Annotated in this window: 13 protein-coding genes and 1 pseudogene; 9 read left to right on the forward strand and 5 right to left on the reverse strand. The window is 61.9% G+C overall.

Going from position 1 to position 16,072, the window contains the following annotated elements:
• Nucleotides 1-45 precede the first annotated feature (45 nt).
• Genes pepQ through JYP50_RS08120 form a run of 3 tightly spaced genes read left to right on the forward strand, consistent with a single transcriptional unit; the run spans nucleotide 46 to nucleotide 2,815 of the window.
• Complete coding sequence (pepQ, locus tag JYP50_RS08110) at nucleotides 46-1,371, forward strand: Xaa-Pro dipeptidase (RefSeq protein ID WP_206559994.1); 1,326 nt, start codon at nucleotides 46-48, stop codon at nucleotides 1,369-1,371.
• A 51-nt stretch (nucleotides 1,372-1,422) separates the two neighbouring features.
• Nucleotides 1,423-2,208, forward strand: coding sequence for an alpha/beta fold hydrolase (locus JYP50_RS08115; protein WP_206559995.1), 786 nt, complete (start codon nucleotides 1,423-1,425; stop codon nucleotides 2,206-2,208).
• Entirely contained in the window at nucleotides 2,201-2,815 is a 615-nt protein-coding gene (locus JYP50_RS08120) for a peptidylprolyl isomerase (RefSeq protein WP_206559996.1), read from the forward strand. The genes JYP50_RS08115 and JYP50_RS08120 overlap by 8 nt, the downstream gene beginning before the upstream one ends.
• Before the next feature lie 139 nt (nucleotides 2,816-2,954).
• Here the strand turns inward: JYP50_RS08120 and JYP50_RS21980 are convergent, their stop codons facing one another.
• Nucleotides 2,955-3,077 carry a hypothetical protein gene (locus tag JYP50_RS21980; protein WP_277602441.1) on the reverse strand — a complete coding sequence of 41 codons (123 nt, stop codon included), beginning with the start codon at nucleotides 3,075-3,077 and terminating at the stop codon, nucleotides 2,955-2,957.
• 270 nt (nucleotides 3,078-3,347) lie between these two features.
• On the opposite strand from JYP50_RS21980, the gene JYP50_RS22130 reads away from it, so the two are divergent.
• Nucleotides 3,348-3,557: an amidase family protein gene (locus JYP50_RS22130; protein WP_431311293.1), complete on the forward strand. Its 210-nt coding sequence runs from the start codon at nucleotides 3,348-3,350 to the stop codon at nucleotides 3,555-3,557.
• A 71-nt stretch (nucleotides 3,558-3,628) separates the two neighbouring features.
• On the opposite strand, the pseudogene JYP50_RS21785 reads toward JYP50_RS22130, so the two are convergent.
• Nucleotides 3,629-3,927 (reverse strand): annotated as a pseudogene (locus tag JYP50_RS21785) (DDE-type integrase/transposase/recombinase); the annotation flags it as partial.
• A gap of 293 nt (nucleotides 3,928-4,220) precedes the next feature.
• On the opposite strand from JYP50_RS21785, the gene JYP50_RS08135 reads away from it, so the two are divergent.
• From JYP50_RS08135 to ppnN, 3 genes are all read left to right on the forward strand, one after another.
• On the forward strand, nucleotides 4,221-6,584 hold the full coding sequence (locus JYP50_RS08135) for an arylsulfatase (protein ID WP_206559999.1): 2,364 nt from the start codon (nucleotides 4,221-4,223) through the stop codon (nucleotides 6,582-6,584).
• Nucleotides 6,585-6,864: 280 nt separating this feature from the next.
• Nucleotides 6,865-7,368, forward strand: a complete 504-nt coding sequence (locus tag JYP50_RS21790; RefSeq protein ID WP_241262946.1) for a PEP-CTERM sorting domain-containing protein — start codon at nucleotides 6,865-6,867, stop codon at nucleotides 7,366-7,368.
• Between the two features lie 280 nt (nucleotides 7,369-7,648).
• Nucleotides 7,649-9,010 (forward strand): nucleotide 5'-monophosphate nucleosidase PpnN, encoded by a 1,362-nt coding sequence (gene ppnN, locus JYP50_RS08145; RefSeq protein WP_206560000.1) that lies wholly within the window; start codon nucleotides 7,649-7,651, stop codon nucleotides 9,008-9,010.
• A 30-nt stretch (nucleotides 9,011-9,040) separates the two neighbouring features.
• Here the strand turns inward: ppnN and JYP50_RS08150 are convergent, their stop codons facing one another.
• The 3 genes from JYP50_RS08150 to JYP50_RS08160 form a co-directional block, all read right to left on the reverse strand.
• Nucleotides 9,041-10,051 carry an HPP family protein gene (locus JYP50_RS08150; protein ID WP_206560001.1) on the reverse strand — a complete coding sequence of 337 codons (1,011 nt, stop codon included), beginning with the start codon at nucleotides 10,049-10,051 and terminating at the stop codon, nucleotides 9,041-9,043.
• A 190-nt stretch (nucleotides 10,052-10,241) separates the two neighbouring features.
• Nucleotides 10,242-11,681 carry a Na+/H+ antiporter NhaC family protein gene (locus tag JYP50_RS08155; protein WP_206560002.1) on the reverse strand — a complete coding sequence of 480 codons (1,440 nt, stop codon included), beginning with the start codon at nucleotides 11,679-11,681 and terminating at the stop codon, nucleotides 10,242-10,244.
• An 82-nt stretch (nucleotides 11,682-11,763) separates the two neighbouring features.
• Nucleotides 11,764-14,118: a TonB-dependent receptor gene (locus JYP50_RS08160; RefSeq protein WP_206560003.1), complete on the reverse strand. Its 2,355-nt coding sequence runs from the start codon at nucleotides 14,116-14,118 to the stop codon at nucleotides 11,764-11,766.
• A 177-nt stretch (nucleotides 14,119-14,295) separates the two neighbouring features.
• Between JYP50_RS08160 and JYP50_RS08165 the strand changes: the two genes are divergently transcribed.
• Both JYP50_RS08165 and JYP50_RS08170 read left to right on the forward strand, forming a co-directional pair.
• Nucleotides 14,296-15,144, forward strand: coding sequence for a helix-turn-helix domain-containing protein (locus JYP50_RS08165; RefSeq protein ID WP_206560004.1), 849 nt, complete (start codon nucleotides 14,296-14,298; stop codon nucleotides 15,142-15,144).
• 111 nt (nucleotides 15,145-15,255) lie between these two features.
• The gene (locus JYP50_RS08170; RefSeq protein ID WP_206560005.1) at nucleotides 15,256-16,035 is read left to right on the forward strand and encodes an enoyl-CoA hydratase/isomerase family protein; all 780 of its coding nucleotides are present in this window, start codon (nucleotides 15,256-15,258) and stop codon (nucleotides 16,033-16,035) included.
• Nucleotides 16,036-16,072: the final 37 nt, after the last annotated feature.

Below are 16,072 nucleotides of genomic sequence, written 5' to 3' on the forward strand. Positions count from 1 at the left end.
CGCATAGCCCAGCTAATTTAATAGAGTTTTGCGAGGACTTTTCGTATGGCCAACCCCTCCTCCTTTGCCAGTCACTTTCGCCATATATCCGCTGTCTATGATAAGGCACTTGAAAGATCGAATTTCGACCAGCTTAATGTTTACAGCGGCGCCCGTAAGTATCGGCACAATGATGACTTGCCTTATCCGTTTCATGTAAACACCCAGTTCAAGGCCTTGATTCCGCTTGCCGATGCGCCGTACAGCTGGGTGATCTGGAGGCCTTCGCAAAAACCGACACTGGTTTTCCTTCAGTCGCTTAACTTCTGGTATGCGCCTCCTTCACTGCCCGAAGATGGCTGGCTTGATCTGTTCGATGTTGTCGTGATCAGGTCGCCAGAGGAGGCGCGGCCCTATGTAACTACCGGTGGTAATTGCGCTTTTCTCGGCGAGCCTGATCCTGGTATAGCCAGCTGGAATGTGGGCGAGCGCAATCCTGAGTCGATGATCCATTTTCTGGCTTGGTTTCGCAGCTATAAAACGCCCTATGAAGTGTCGTGCATCGAGGAGGCAAATCGGATTTCCGCAAAGGGACACTGTGCGGCCAGGGAGGTTTTTTACCAGGGGGGGAGTGAGTTCGAGGTCAGTGAGGCCTTCCAGCTGGCCTGTTCCCAGGGAGAGGATGAGCTGGCCTACCCGTCGGTTATTGGCATCAATGAACACGCAGCGATTCTTCATTATATTGTAAGAGACCGAAAGTCGCCGCCGAAAGAAAACCTGCACAGCATGTTGATAGACGCCGGAGCATCTTTTGCCGGCTATGCATCGGATGTCACGAGAACCTATGCGTTTGCCGAGGGTATGTTCAAGGACATGATTGTTGCCCTGGATCGGGAGCAGCGGGGATTTGTTGACCGGCTCAATACGGCGGAAACGTATCAGGAAGCGAATATTGATGCGTTAACGAGCGTGGCCGCTCTCTTAAAGGATTTTGGCGTCATAAAGTGTTGTGTAGACACTGCCCTGGAGCTCGGGGTCGTGCAGGTGTTCATGCCGCACGGAATCAGCCACTTTCTCGGCTTGCAGGTGCACGACGTTGGCGGGCAGCAGGCGGGCCTCGATGGCGAGCTGCCGAACCCGGATTCGAGAATCCAGACGGCCAACCGCTTGCATCGCAAAGTAGAGCCGGGGCATGTGGTGACGGTTGAGCCCGGAATCTACTTTATCGAAACCCTGCTAAAACAGATAGCCGAGAGTCGAAATCGAGGCATCGTGGATTGGGATGTTGTGGAGCAGCTGCGACCCTATGGCGGAATTCGCATAGAAGACAATATCGCGGTCAGTGCGGATGGTGTTGTCAACTTGACCCGCGACGCTTTTGGCGCGGTGTGAATAGTCGTGGCCAGAGCGGTCGTTCGAGCAATCATTGACGTGGAGCAGGATATGCAGGGTAAAGCCATCATGCCCGATGGGGGGCATATTGAATATGAAGTTCTGGGTGACAGTGGGCCCTATATCTTTATGGGTCCATATTTTCTTATGACTCCGCCGGCGCCGGAGCTGGCGCGGTTACAGCAGGTCTACCTGGAGAGTCTGACGGCCCGTTACCGGATAATTCTCGCCAATTGGCCTAGAGGGGTTGGGGGGTCTTCGCCGGCAAAGCGCTCGAGCATGGCCTGGCAGCAGGCAGTGGAGGATATTCACGCGATCGCCGACGCCGCAGGCGCGGATACCTTTGCCTGGTGGGGCTATTCGTTCGGCGCCGCAATCGGTATCCAGTTGGCGGCTCACAGCTCTCGGCTTTCCGCGCTCGTTTGTGGCGGCTTCCCTCCGCTGTGGCAGCCACTATCGGACATGCTTTCTGTGTCAAGGAAAGCAGCCGCCAACCCCGAGTCGGTGGCCGATACGTTGCCGGGTGTCAGTGCTGAGTGGTTGCAGCAGGGCGTTGCATTCTATGAGAGTGTCGCGGGACTAGATGAGTCGGCGTGTCTGCGCAAAATTCAATGTCCCTGTTTAGTATTCCATGACGTCGAGGATATCTTCGAAGGTGGCGGCATGAAACACGACCTTTCGATGCGAACCCGGTCCGCTGCCGCGGACCTCAAGGAGCTGGGCTGGGATATTGCTTGGGTTGAAACTGGCTTGGGACATATGGCGCCCGCTGATCCAGAGCAGTGTCTTCAGGCGTTTTCCCCTTTTCTGGACAGGGTGTTACGGGTTAATGACTAGCAGTTCACGGCAGCTTTCGAGGTCCATCGCCATGGAGGAAGGCGAGGACGTGTCCGTCATTATAAAAACCACCCTGGGTAACGTCGAAGTGATGCTCTATCCTTGGCGCGCGCCCAAAAGCGTTTCGTGCTTTCTCGCCCACGTAGATGGAAAGTACTATCAAAACGCCAGTTTTTACCGTTCGACCGGTGGAGGAGAAGACGTCTACTCCATTGTCCAGGGCGGGATTTTTCCACGATTGCTGGCTGGCGTTCCTGTCGAGCAGTGGGCGGATATAGCGCCTCCCTTGTCGCCTGTAGAGCATGAGACTACTTTTGAAACAGGCCTGGATAACGAGTGCGGAGTGGTTGCCTTGGCCCGGCTTCAACCCGGTACCGCTGGTAGCGAGTTCTTTATCAATATGGCCGACAATAAAGTGTTGAACACAGGTGCGGACTGCTCCGGTCGTGATGGATATGGGTATGCCACTTTTGGGCGTGTAGTTCGGGGGTTGGATGTACTGCGGGCTATACAGCGGTTGGAGAGGCAAGGCATGCCGGCTATTGGTGCCCTGGATGGACAGGTGCTATCAGCGCCGGTGCAAATTTTGAGCATTGACCGTATGTAGGGTAAGGCTGTTACTCATCGAGGTAGTCTGCGGCATTGTCCATCGGAAGATTAAGTGGAAGAAGCTATCGGGTCATGCAGTGTTCGATGATCTGAGGCTAGCAGGCCTAGTTTGGCGTGGTGAAATCAGCTCGGATGAACTATCCTCGCTGGCTGGCGAGGCGATCAATCAGCTGAATTCCCTGTGCAATTTCATGGCCGGCAATACGCATGAAGATGCGTGGACCATGTCCTGGTAGAGCAATGCGCGAGGTGTTCTCCATGGTATGCCCTTCCTGATCAAGGCGGGCGTGACAGTGAAGGAGCTGCCGCCGAGGTTTGGCGGCCGGATTACCGAAGACACGGCATCACCTATCGAGGAGGAGTTTACGCGACGTTGTCGCCGGGCCGGCCCGATGATCCTGGCGCAAATACGGCCGCAGCTGAGTTTGGTATCAGCTCGACGACGGAGTCGGTGTTATATTGCTCGAACTTGAGCCAGTGGAACACGCAAAGAATTACCGGGGGTTCCAGTGGATGTGCTTGCGCTCCCTATGGCGCCCGGCGCAACTCCTATTGCAATGGCCAGCGACGGCGGCGGTTCCACTCGCGCTCCCACGCGTTGTTGCGGGGTATTTGGAATAAAGCCCACTCGCGGCGTAATCCGCTTGCTTCGCTTAAATGGGGCGTGCAAGGACGTGGGCCACTACGATCGCCATTTAAACATGGAGGATGTGGGGAGGGCTGTTCTTTACCCCGAATGAGCTTTGCCTGTCGGCGTGCATTTTGCCGAAGGGAGCGGTGATGAGAGCACATTGTTTCGGCTGGCGGGGCAGCCTGAGGCCGGCACCCACTTTGACTTCAGGCTCCGCATGAGGCGCCCCATCGGTGCATTGCTCCAGTAGTTACCCCGGCGGCTTATGCTCTGCCATTCGGTAGCGCCACAATCGCTGCCGGAAGATACGGCTGACGTACTGGAAGCCCTTGACAGAAAGGAGCAGCACACCTTCCGGCGGTCCTCGCTGCTCTTAAGCTGTGTCTAGGGCCGCTGCCAGCATGGGGCTTCCTCGACATCGACCATTCAATAATCCGACGCCGGTGGAGATCCAGCGCAACCGCCAGGTAATGCCAGCGTCCTCACGCTTGAATTCTGCAGGAAATGATTGTCTCGATCTTGCCATTGAACACCTCTTTGGCGGCAAGTTTACCAGCCGTGCTGGTATCCGGTTTTATTGGACCGCCACATATGTTTCAGATTAGGTGAAAGCGGCCGCTTTCAATTGCAAATTCTTGGTCTAGAATAATTTTCACTGTAGTTTCGAGCCAGCGGAGAAGTCACAAGAAAAATTCCATCCAGGTTGCTCAATGGATTGGTTTCCATCCACCTGGATGTTAACTGGCGAAATCCGAGTAATGGAGAATAAACGATGAACATTCCCGCCCCCCGGCCCTTTGTTGCGTCGGTTCTTTCAGCTATTTTCGCTGCGTCATCCGCGTTCGCTCAGTCGGCCGTTGAGCCGCTCAACCGAACGGTGCTTCCCATTGCGGAGCCGGAGCCGCCCACCTATACCGAGCTGGATGTGCGCAACACGCAGCCTCCCCCCCGTTTTGAGGTCAAGGCGCCGGAGAGCGCGCCGAACGTAATCATCATCCTGATAGACGATCTCGGTTTCGGTGCCACCTCTGCCTTCGGCGGGCCGATCCCCACGCCGACATTGGACGGCCTCGCCAAATCGGGTCTGCGCTACAACAATTTCCACACCACGGCGCTGTGTTCCCCCACGCGCGTGGCGCTCAAAAGTGGGCGCAACCACCACACCGCCAACGCCGGATCGATCATGGAGACGTCCACGGCCTACCCGGGCAACACCGGCGCCATTCCCAACCGCGTCGCGCCCCTGGCGGAGATGTTGCGTCTCAACGGCTACAGCACTGGCGCGTTCGGGAAGTGGCATGAAACCGCTGCCTGGGAAACCAGTGTGTCCGGCCCGTTCGACCGCTGGCCCATCCGCCAGGGCTTTGACAAGTTTTACGGCTTCATCGGCGGCGAAACGGATCAGTGGTCGCCGCTCATCTTTGATGGCGTCAAGCGAATCAATCCGCCGCACAGCGAGGACTATCACTTCACGGCTGACATGACCGATCAGGCCATCAACTGGATGAAGGCGCAGCAATCGCTCACGCCGGACAAGCCGTTTTTTATGTACTTCGCGACCGGCGCCGTCCATGCCCCGCACCACGTACCGCGGGAATGGATCGCCAGGTTCCACGGCAAGTTCGACGAGGGATGGGACGCGGTTCGCGAGGCAACCTATGAACGGCAGAAGCAACAGGGTCTCATTCCCGCCAATACGAAACTCCCGCCGCGTCCCGCTGATATCAAGGCATGGGACGATTTGTCTGGCGACGAGAAGAAACTTTTTGCCCGCCAGGCCGAGGTGTTTGCCGGATTCGTGGCGCACACCGACCACCATATCGGCCGCCTCGTCGGTGCGGTCGAGGAGATCGGCGAGACAAAAAATACACTCATCTTCTACATTGCCGGCGATAACGGCACCAGCGCCGAGGGCGGCATGGTTGGCATGTTCAACGAGATGACCTATTTCAACGGGGTTCAGGAGACGGTGGAGGATCTGTTGCCGCTAATCGATAAATGGGGCAGCGCCGAGACTTTTCCGCACATGTCCGCGGGCTGGGCGGTGGCCTTCGACTCGCCGTTTAAATGGACCAAGCAGGTCGCCTCCGATTTTGGGGGTACACGCAACGGCATGGTCGTCCACTGGCCCGGAGGCATTAAGCAGGGCGGTGGCTTGCGTACGCAGTTCGGCCACGTCATCGATGTCGCGCCTACCGTACTCGAAGCGGCGACGTTGCCGGAGCCGACGGTGGTCAATGGTACGCCGCAGGCGCCGATCGAGGGCACCAGCCTGCTCTATACGTTTGACGACGCCAGTGCAGCCGAGCGCCACACCACGCAGTATTTCGAGATCTTCGGCAACCGGGCGATCTATCGCGATGGCTGGTTTGCCCGCACGGTTCACTACGCGCCCTGGGATACCGGTGAGCGGAAGCCGCTCGACTCGGATGTCTGGGAACTCTACCACGTCAAGGAAGACTTCAGTCTCGCAAATGATCTCGCCGCCCGGTATCCCGACAAACTTGAGGACTTGAAGGCGTTCTTTGTGAGCGAGGCCGCAAAGTACCACGTGTTCCCCATTGACGACCGTCTCATCGAGCGGACCAACCCGGCGCTTGCGGGGCGCCCGGATCTTATCGGCGATCGCAGGTCGCTCACGCTCTACGAGGGCATGGACGGCATGTTGGAAAACACCTTTATCAACGTAAAAAACCGCTCCAAGTCGATTACCGCCGAGATCGAGATTCCCGAGGGCGGGGCATCCGGCGCGCTCATCGTCCAGGGGAGCCGCTATGGCGGGTGGTCTTTGCACATGCGCGAAGGAAGGCCGGCCTACGAATACAACTTCCTTGGCCTGGAGCGTTTCGTCGTTGAGAGCCCCACCGCGCTGCCAGCCGGCAAGGCAACCGTAACACTGGTTTTCGATTACGACGGAGGCGGCATGGGTAAAGGCGGGATGGCTACGCTGTATGTCGATGGCGACAAGGTGGCCGAGGGCCGGGTGGGTCGCACGCAGCCGAACGTCTTCTCGGCGGACGAAACGGCGGACGTCGGCCTCGATAACCAGACTCCGGTGGCATTGGGTATCGGCTACGGGCCCGAGGAAACAAAATTCGGCGGTAAAATCCACAAAGTGACGATTGAGGTGGAGTAGTCGGTTTTGGTGCCGGGTGCCGGTGTCCGTTTGGGTCTCGCCGCAGCCCGTTTGGCCGCGAAGTCCGCGTGCGCCGAGCTCGAGTCACCCGCACCTGGAGTGAAGCCCGTCCGGGGGCTATAAGCCACAATTCGCTAGTGTCAGATTTTTTTACAATTGTTGGTTATATATAGGCCCCGCGCTGCCACCGGCTGCTTGAGACCTTGTATTTACTGGGGTGGTATGATTTTTGCTGTCGAATACGGCGTGTCTATTTGAAAACAGCGTCTAAGGGGTGCATATGAATAAAACAGCCGGAATGCTCGCGATATTGATTTTTGGCGCACTCGCCAATTCCGCGTCCGCGGGGCTAGTGAGTTATAGCGACACAAACGTTGGCGCACCCCTATGGAACGGTTACAACATGGACCTGCAGCCCTTCTATGTAGATACCGATGGCTTCTATTCCATGCAGACCACGGCGGCAAACTTCGACACTTACATGTTTTTATTCCCGGGTACACCCTCATTTCCGGCGGATGCGGGGTCCTACCTGGCCTTAAATGACGACGGTGGCGTTGGCTTGCTTTCTCTGATCAATTTTGCGCTGGAGTCGAATACCCAGTACACATTGGGTGTCAGAGGTTTTGCTGGAGCTACCGGCAATTTTACGGCGCGGATCCAGGGTGTCGGGGGCATCACTTTGGGGGAGGTTGAAGCAGCACCGGTTCCCGTTCCGGCCACGCTTGCCCTGTTCGGCTTGGGTCTGGTCGGCCTTGGTTGGTCAGCGCGCAAGAAAGCGTGAAGAAAAGCGTGAAGAACTGCTGATGAAAGCCCGCTTCGGCGGGCTTTTTGTTGGCGGTGATTTCAGCGACCCAAGTCGCGACGCGCCCGCTTACCGCATCTAAATCGCGTCTATTTTGGGCGGGGGCCGCCACCGGGGCGGCTCCGTGGCGCGACGGGTGCGATGCCTGTTGTGCTTGCAAACGACCAGGCGCGACTCGCTTGCCGATGACCATGTGGGGGGCGCATCGCCACCGGCGGTGCTATTGTGGGGGTCCAGATAGCTTCGGGAAGGCCCCTGCATGCACAAAATCCCCCACACCGTGATCAACCCCATTTCCTCCCTCAACCTGCTCTCCCAGGTGGAAATCGAGGGGCTGACGGCCAGTCGCGGCGAGTTGTACACCCTGTTTCGCAACTGCGCGCTGGCAATTCTCAACACCGACAGCAGCAAGGACGACGCCGCCGAAATCTACGCGGATTACTCCGACTTCGATATCCGCGTGGTGCCCCAGCCCCGGGGCCTGCGCCTGGAGCTGTTCAATGCCCCGGGCCAGTCCTTTGTCGACGGGCGGATGATTCGCGGTATCCGCGAGCACCTGTTTTCCGCCCTGCGCGACATTGTGTACACGGACTTCAAGATCACCGGCGTCCAGCGCCAGCCGCTGTCGCCGGAGCAGATCACCAATACCGTGTTCCGGATTCTGCGCAATGCCAACCTGGTGCAGCCCGGCGTGCCGCCCAAGCTGGTGGTGTGCTGGGGTGGCCACGCCATTCCCCGGGAGGAGTACGACTTCGCCAAGCAGGTGGGCTACGAGCTGGGCCTGCGCGGCCTGGATATCGGCACCGGCTGCGGCATCGGCGCGATGAAGGGGCCGATGAAGGGGGCCGCGGTGGGGCACGCCAAGCAGCAGATCAAGGACGGGCGCTATATCGGCATCAGCGAGCCGGGGATCATCGCCTCCGAGTCCCCCAACGCGATCGTCAACGAACTGGTGATCATGCCGGATATCGAGAAGCGGCTGGAGGCTTTCGTGCGCCTGGCCCATGCAATCATTGTCTTCCCCGGGGGCGTGGGCACGGTGGAGGAGGTGCTGTACCTGCTCAGTATCCTGATGCACCCCGACAACGCGAACACCCTGCCGCTGATTTTTGCCGGGCCGGAGAGCTGCCGGGGCTATTTCGACGAGCTCAACGGCTTTCTGGAAACCTGTTTGGGGCCGGAGGTTCGCGACTACTACAAGGTGATCATCGGCCAGCCGGAAGAGGTTGGGCGCGCCGCGCGCAAGGCGGTGGAGCGGGTCCACAACGGCCGTCGCAAATCCGGGCAGGCCTACTATTTCAACTGGGCGTTGCAGATCGACCCCTCGCTGCAGGAGCCCTTCCTGCCCACGCACCAGAATATGGCGGGGCTCAACCTGTCGCCGGACCTGCCCCGGGACGCCCTGGCGAGCCAGCTGCGGCGGGCCTTTTCCGGTTTGGTGGCGGGCAATGTGAAAGCCTTCGGCATCGAGCAGGTGCGCCAGCACGGCCCCTACCGCCTGCAGGGCGATCGCCGCCTGATGCAGTCCATGGACGGCCTACTGCGGATGATGGTGCGCGAGAACCGCATGAAACTGGGCGAGTGCGCGGGGAGTTACCAGCCCTGCTACGAGCTGGTCTAGGGCGCCCACTTGTGGGCGGGCGGCGCCTGTTCAGCGGGGTTGGCTCGCCGCGGGGGTCTCCCGTACCCAGTGCCCCTGTGAGCGCCGCACCCGGGCGCGCACCCGCTGGCGAAAATCGACCAGGGGCAGCGACTGGCACTGGCCGCAATCCGGCCCGTGCACGATGCGGTAGGTAACCCGGACGCGGTCGTCGTTGGCGGCCTCGTCCTTAGCCGCGGCGATTGCCTCGACCTCATAGATCTGCCAGCGAAAACCGGTTTCGCCATTGCTGTAAAAGGCCCGGGGCTCGATTGCCACCGCGGAGTCGGCGCTCTCCCGGGCGTGGTTCTCCGCCAGCTCGAACAGCTCGCACAGATCCTCCGGGGAAACGTCGACGTAGAGGTCCATTTGCTGCAGCGCGTGGGCCACGTCCTCGTGGGTGATATGCGGCGCGGCGCGGGTGTCCGCCTGCACGGCGGTATCGCCGTCGCTGTGCGGCCTGCGCGCCAGGTGGGCCGGGTAGCGGCGGTGCGGCAGCCACAGGTTGTAGGCCACCGCCAGCGCCACCATCAGCGCCGCGTTGCACAGGATCGGGGCTAGCAGGTAGTCATAGCCAAGGGCGGTCAGGTGTTCGCCGCCGAGTACCGCGGCCAGGGCCGCCGCGCCCCCCGGCGGGTGCAGGCAGCGCAGGTAGTGCATGGCCAGTACCGCGCCGCCCACCGCGCTGGCGGCGGCCAGTTCGGTGATGGGTATCCACTGCTGGCAGGCCACGCCGATGACGGCGGATACGCTGTAGCCCAGCAGCACCGGCCAGGGCTGGGACAGGGGGCCGTGGGGTATCGCGAACAACAGGACCGTGGAGGCGCCGATCGAGGTGGCGAACAGTACGTCCGCCTCGCCCCACAGGTGGGGCGCCGCCAGGCACAGCACGGCCACGGCGATAAAGGCCCCGAGGGCCGAGAGCAGTTTCTCGCGGTGGGAAACGCCGCCGGAAGCGATGCCGAGCAACTGCCTTGTGTGCTGCCAGAGGGACGATTGTGCGCTATCGGGTTTGCGGAACATGGGCCTGATCAAAAGCGCGCACTGTAGCTGGAATTTATCGATCGGAAAAGCCGATTATTCCGATATTAATTATCTGTCACGGTGATAAGTGGTGGGGAGATTCACCGCTGCGGCGCAGCTGCTCCCGACTCTCGTGGGGCCTCTTGGGGGTTGGAGCTTTCCTCTGTGGACGGGGCCTGCCTGGCCTTGATCACCTAGGGGGAGCTGCGCGGGGTTCGTAGCGGCGGCCGTAGCCGGTAAGCACCGCGGCCAGCATCACCAGCCAGATCAGTAGCGGGTAGTAGGTGCTCAGGAAAAAATCAGTGCTGGCGGGTATCGGCAGGTGGGGATAGAGCTGTTGTAGCGGCGCGATGGTCATCAGCATCAGCAGCGGCCACACGTGCCAGGGCACCACGAAGCTGAAGCTGTTGGCGACGCCGTCGAGAATATTGGCGCGTCGCGTGGGGTGCAGGTTCTGGGCGCGGCCCAGTTCGTCGACGATGGGGCCGGCGATGACGGTGATGCGCGCCACCAGGCCCACCAGCAGGAAGTTGAACAGCCAGGTCACGCCAAACAGGGTCAGCTCCGTGGCTCGGGCGGACGCCCCGGCGCCGCCCTTGAGCCCCGCCACGATGGCGTCGAGCAAGCCGTAGGCGCGCATGACCCCGTAGGCGCCCATCATCAGCACGATCATGATGATCGTGCCCAGGTTTTGTGTGGCGCCCTCCGCCAGAATGCCCTTCACCTGGCGGTCCTCCAGGTAGGCGACCTGGTGCCAGTCGATCAGGCCGCAGCCCAGGGCCAGCAGCAGGCCGATAAAGGTGCCGTAGGTCAGTGCCTCGAACACGCTGCGCCCTGCGATGGCGGCGATAACTACCAGCAGCATCGGCAACAGCATGATCAGGCCGGCGGGATGGGCTCCGCCGATGAGGGGCGCCGAGGCCTGCAGCGGTTGCTGGGCGCTGGCGCCGCCGATCGCCAGGTACAGAAGGCAGCTGAGCAGGAATGCTGGCGCGGCGTACTTCAGGCGGGCCCGCACCACCTCGCCGATCTCCGCGCAGCCATCCCGGTAGCGGTAGCGCTGCGTCGAGGCCGAGATGATGGTGGTATCGGACACCGGCGCGAAGTGGTCCCCGGTGGCGGCGCCGCTGAGGATGGCGCCGGCGGCGATGGCGGGGTGAACCCCCATGGCCACCGCCGCCGGGTACAGTACCGGCGTCAGGATGACCACAATCCCCATAGAGGTGCCCATCGCGGTCCCCAGGATCGAACAGGCGACGTAGGTGAACAGCGCGAACAGGGCGGGCCCTGCGTGCAACTGTTGCGACAGCCAGATCAGCCCCTCCGCCAGCTGCGATTCCGCCAGCAGCTTGCCGTAGATGCCAACGATCAGGAACAGGGCGAACACCAGCATGCCAGTGGGGTCGCCCAGGGTTTTGGTGACCGCGTGCCAGTAGTGGCGCTTGTCCCTGGCCAGTAGCGAGCCCACCATCAGGCCGACCACACCGCCGGTGATCACCACGTCGGTCGATAGTACGCCGCGCAGGCTGAGGGCGATCGCCGGCGCTACCATCAGCAGCAGAGGCACGCAGGCGGCCCAGCGGGTGAGGTAGAAACCGTTGCCATCGGACGGTTGCGGGTGGCTGGTCATGGCGGTACTCGCTAGGGATGGAGGAGCGCAGGGGGACTAGTGCGGGCGACCGCTGGCCGCACGCACTATCGGAGTGTAAAACCTAGCTGCCCCAGTGATAGGTAAAGGAAGCGCCCCAGATGCGCGGGTCACCGTAGAGGGTGTGCATGCCGCGCAGGCCATTGTCGCGCAGAAGCGTACGATAGCGTTCATCGGTGAGGTTTTCCACAAACAGCATCACTTCCCAGTCGTTCTGGTGCGACCCCAGCCCCAGGCGCAGGTTGGTCAGCGTGTAGGCCGGCTCGGTGAGCAGTGCGCCTTCACGCCAATTGGTGACCAGGTTGAGGTCGCGCTCCGAGCGGTAGCTGACCTCCAGCTGCAGCCTGCCGTACAGGTCGTCGCCCAGGTCGCGCTGGTAGCGGCCCAGGAAGTTGGCGTTCACCTTGGAGTAGTTGGGGGTGTTGGTGCCTTCGATGGGGCTCTCCGGCATGCCGGGTATGGTGGCGCTCACCAGATCGCTGTCGATCAGCTCCGAGTCGGTATAACCGAGTCCCAGTTGCAGGGTCAGCGCCTGCACCGGTTGGTAGGTGAGGTCGAGCTCGGCGCCGCTGACCTCCACGTCACCGACGTTGGTCAGTCGGGTGACCGCGACGGGGCCGCTGGTGTCGGTGGCGCTTTGCTGCACGTCCTGGCGGTCGTAGTAGAACACCGAGCCGTTGAGGCGAAGGCGGTCGTCCAGCCAGTCGCTCTTGAGGCCGGCTTCGTAGGCGAGGATGGTTTCCTCGTCGTAGGGCGCCAATTGTTCGGGGGCGGTGATGAAGCCGCCGTAGAAGCCGCCGGTCTTGAAGCCTTCTGACAAGCTACCGTAAAACAGCAGGTTGTCCGCCGGGGTCCACTCCAGGGCGAGTTTGCCACTGAGGTTGTCAAAGTCGGTGTCGTCGTCGTAGCTGATGAACGGTGCCGCGAAGCTGCCGAAGTCGAGTACTTGGAGGCCCTCGAACTGCTTGTCGGCATTGGTGTGGCGTAGCTCGGCTACCAGGTTCCATTGTGGGCTGAAGCGCCACTCGCCGTGGGCGTAGAGCGCCAGGGCGCGGGTGGTCTGCTCGTAGTTCTGGTCCACCCGCTGTGCGCCGCCGAAGGCTACCGGCAACAGGCCCTCGCTGCCGCGCAGGTCACTGGCCTCGACCAGCTCGTCCTCGCCGTAGGTGAGGCCGGCGACCCAGGAGACGGTATCGCTGTCGTCGAAGGCGACGCGGAACTCCTGCGACCAGGAGTCGATCTGGGTCCGGTAATCGCTGTGGGTGTGTTCGATGGGCAGTCCGTCGAGATCGGTGTCGCGGCGGTAGTCGATGTTGTCGTAGGCGCTGATGGACGTCAGCGTGTAGTCACCCAGCGCCAGGTTGGCGTTGATGCTGGCACCGTACCAGGTATTGTCCAAGTAGCCGCCAAAATCGGCGGCGGACTGGTAGCGCCCGCCGTCCAGGCCGTAGTCCGAGGGGCGGCCGCCGGTGTTATAGACGCAGTCGCCATTGACGCCGCGTCCCGCGAGTAGCGAGGGACAGAGCGCGGGGATCAGGGAGCCGAGCGCGATGTTGTCCGCGTTGGCGATATCCAGGCCCGCGTCCGCCGCGGTACCGAGGTCGGCAAAGGTGCCGACGGGTTGCAGCAACGGCAATTCTGACTGGTCGGCGCCACCGTGGACCTTGAACAGGATGTCCACATTGTCGCCAGGCTCCAGGCGCAACAGGCTGCGCGCCGCCCAGCGGTCGGCTTCACCGTGGTGGAAGCCCCCGGGTTGGCTCTTGAACTGGGTGTCGTCGCTCTGCTCCCAGCGGCCGCTGACGCGCATCGCCGCGGTGTCGTTAAGCGGGAAACTGGCGGCGCCCTCCAGCTGGCGCCGGTTGTACCTGCCATATTCCGCGTTCAGGTAGCCACCGGCGGGTTCGCCGACGTAGGGCTTGTTGGAGATGACCTGCATGGCGCCGGAAATGCTGTTGCGCCCGTACAGGCCGCCCTGGGGGCCCTTCAACAGTTCGACCCGCTCCAGGTCGAACATGGTGAAGTCGGCGGAGATGACCGAGGTCTGGTAGACCTCGTCGATGTACAGCGCGGTGGTGGGGCTGTCGTTGACGCGAAAGTTCTGCAGGCCCACGCCGCGCACGATGACGATCGGAACGCCGCCGCCTGAGATGTTCAGGGAGCTGACGTTGGGCACGAACCGCGCGAGATCCTCGACCTGCGCGATACCCTGTTCGCGCAGGGCGTCTCCGTTCAAGGCCGATACCGACAGCCCCAAATCCTGGCTGCTCTGGGCGCGTTTCTGGGCGGTGACGACCACTTCCTCCAGGGCCCAGTTGCCGCTGCTGGCATCCTGTGCGCCCGCCGGCGCGGCGCAGGCGGCCAGCGCGAGCGCGGCGCACAGTGGTCCCGGACGGTAGTGAAAACGCGGATGGGTCATGGCCATTCTCCTGTTGTTCTATGGTGCCCCGCGGCCAGCGCCGCTGGTGAGGGATGTTGCGCATTGTGGGTAGCCGGTGCCCGCGTTACCATGACCTCGCAGGTCCGGTTGGGCGCAAGGTCAATCGGTTGGTATGTGGTGGGGCGAGGTAACGCTCAGGCAGGGCGCGTACGTAGCATGGCAAATTCAGGTGACCCCGGGCCGGCGGCATTCGGTCGCATGCTCAAGTTCTGGCGCGGCGCCCTCGATATCAGCCAGGAAGAGCTAGCCCACCGCATCGAGTCCGCCAGCCGCTATATCAGCCGCCTGGAAAAAGGCGATGCGCGGCCCAGCAAGGAGATGGTCGAGCGCATCGCCGGCGCCCTGTCCCTGGGCCTGCGAGATACCACCAACCTGTTGCTGGCCGCGGGCTATACCGACTACTCGCGTTCCCTGCACCTGGATCAGCCGGAATTCCAGCACCGCCGGGAAGAGCTGCTGCTCAAGCTGAAGGCGCTCGACCCCCATCCCTCGCTACTGGTGGACATGACCGGGCAGATTCTGATGGTCAACCGCGCCTGGGCCGCGCTGCAGGCGCAGCTTGACCCGGAGCGCCGGGTGGCCGACACCGGCAATATCTTCGGTTTCCTGTTCGACTACGCGGCATTGAATGCCTTGCCCCAGCAGTGGAGCGGCACGCTGTCGGTGTTGATGCTGTCGCTGCAGCAGTTGCTGTTTTTGCAGGGGGACGAGGATGAGAGCGTGCTGAACCTGCTGCGGCGGCTGGAGTCCTCACCCTACGCCCCGGCGAACTGGGCGACCCAGGCGGCCGCGCGCGATGCCGGCCAGCAGTTCCAGGCCAACCTGCTGGTGGCGGGCAAGGTTCACAGCTTCGTCATTCACAGCCACATCGAGAACCTGCTTGGGCCACTGGTGTTTTCGTCGGTACCCAATATGGCGATGATGACCTTTACCCCGCGGGACGAGGAGCTGGACCTGGTGGCGTTGCTGGCACAGGGCGGGGAGCATCCGCTGCTGCTTTACTGATACCGTCACCCGGGCTACCCGGACCTGCCGGGTCATGGCGGGGGTGTGGACACATCGACATAATCCGTCTCCGACAGGATGACTTTCCCGAGTGATGCAGGAGATACGGATATGCCGGTGGTGACTTATGAACTGCAGGACCACGTTGCGCTGATTACCCTCAATCGCCCCGAGGCGATGAACACTTTCAATCCCGATATGTATCGCGCGTTCAATGCCGCCACGGCCCGCTTCCGCGACGATGACGCCGCCTGGGTGGCGGTGATCGCGGCGGCTGGCGACCGCGCGTTTTCCGCCGGAGTCGATATCAAGGCGCTGGATGCACTGGCGGCGTCGGCGGACGATCCCGGCGCGCTGGCGCAAACCTTCGATATCGAGCTGGAGGGTGAGTACTTTTGCGACAAGCCGATCCTCGCGGCGATACAGGGCTATTGCATTGGCGAGGGCCTGAGCATGGCGCTGGGCTGTGACCTGCGCATCGCCGGGGAAGGGGCGCGGTTTGCCCTTCCGGAAAGCCGCGTGGGCCTGCCCACTATCAACGCCGCCATGCATGGCGCGCGCATCATGGGCACCGCCAATGCCCTGGAACTGCTGTTGCTCGGCGAGCAGCGCGACGCCGAATGGGCCCGCCGCACCGGCCTGGTCAATCGCGTGGTGCCCGACGACCAGGTGCTGGACGAAACCTTGGCGTGGGCGCGAAAGATCGCTGCCCTGAGCCCGCTGGCCAACCGCATCACCAAGGACATGGCCGCGCGCGGCCACAGCCGGGGGTTCGCCGAATCGGCCGCGCTGGGGGCCCGCCGTCGCGACGCGCTGTTGGCCAGCCACGACGCCGCCGAGGGCCGTCGGGCTTTTCTGGAGAAGCGCGCGCCGAAATTTATCGGCGCCTGATCCGGCGCGCCCGGCAACACTGAATCACGAGAACATG

The organism is Parahaliea mediterranea, assembly GCF_017255185.1.
Lineage (GTDB): Bacteria > Pseudomonadota > Gammaproteobacteria > Pseudomonadales > Halieaceae > JAFKCZ01.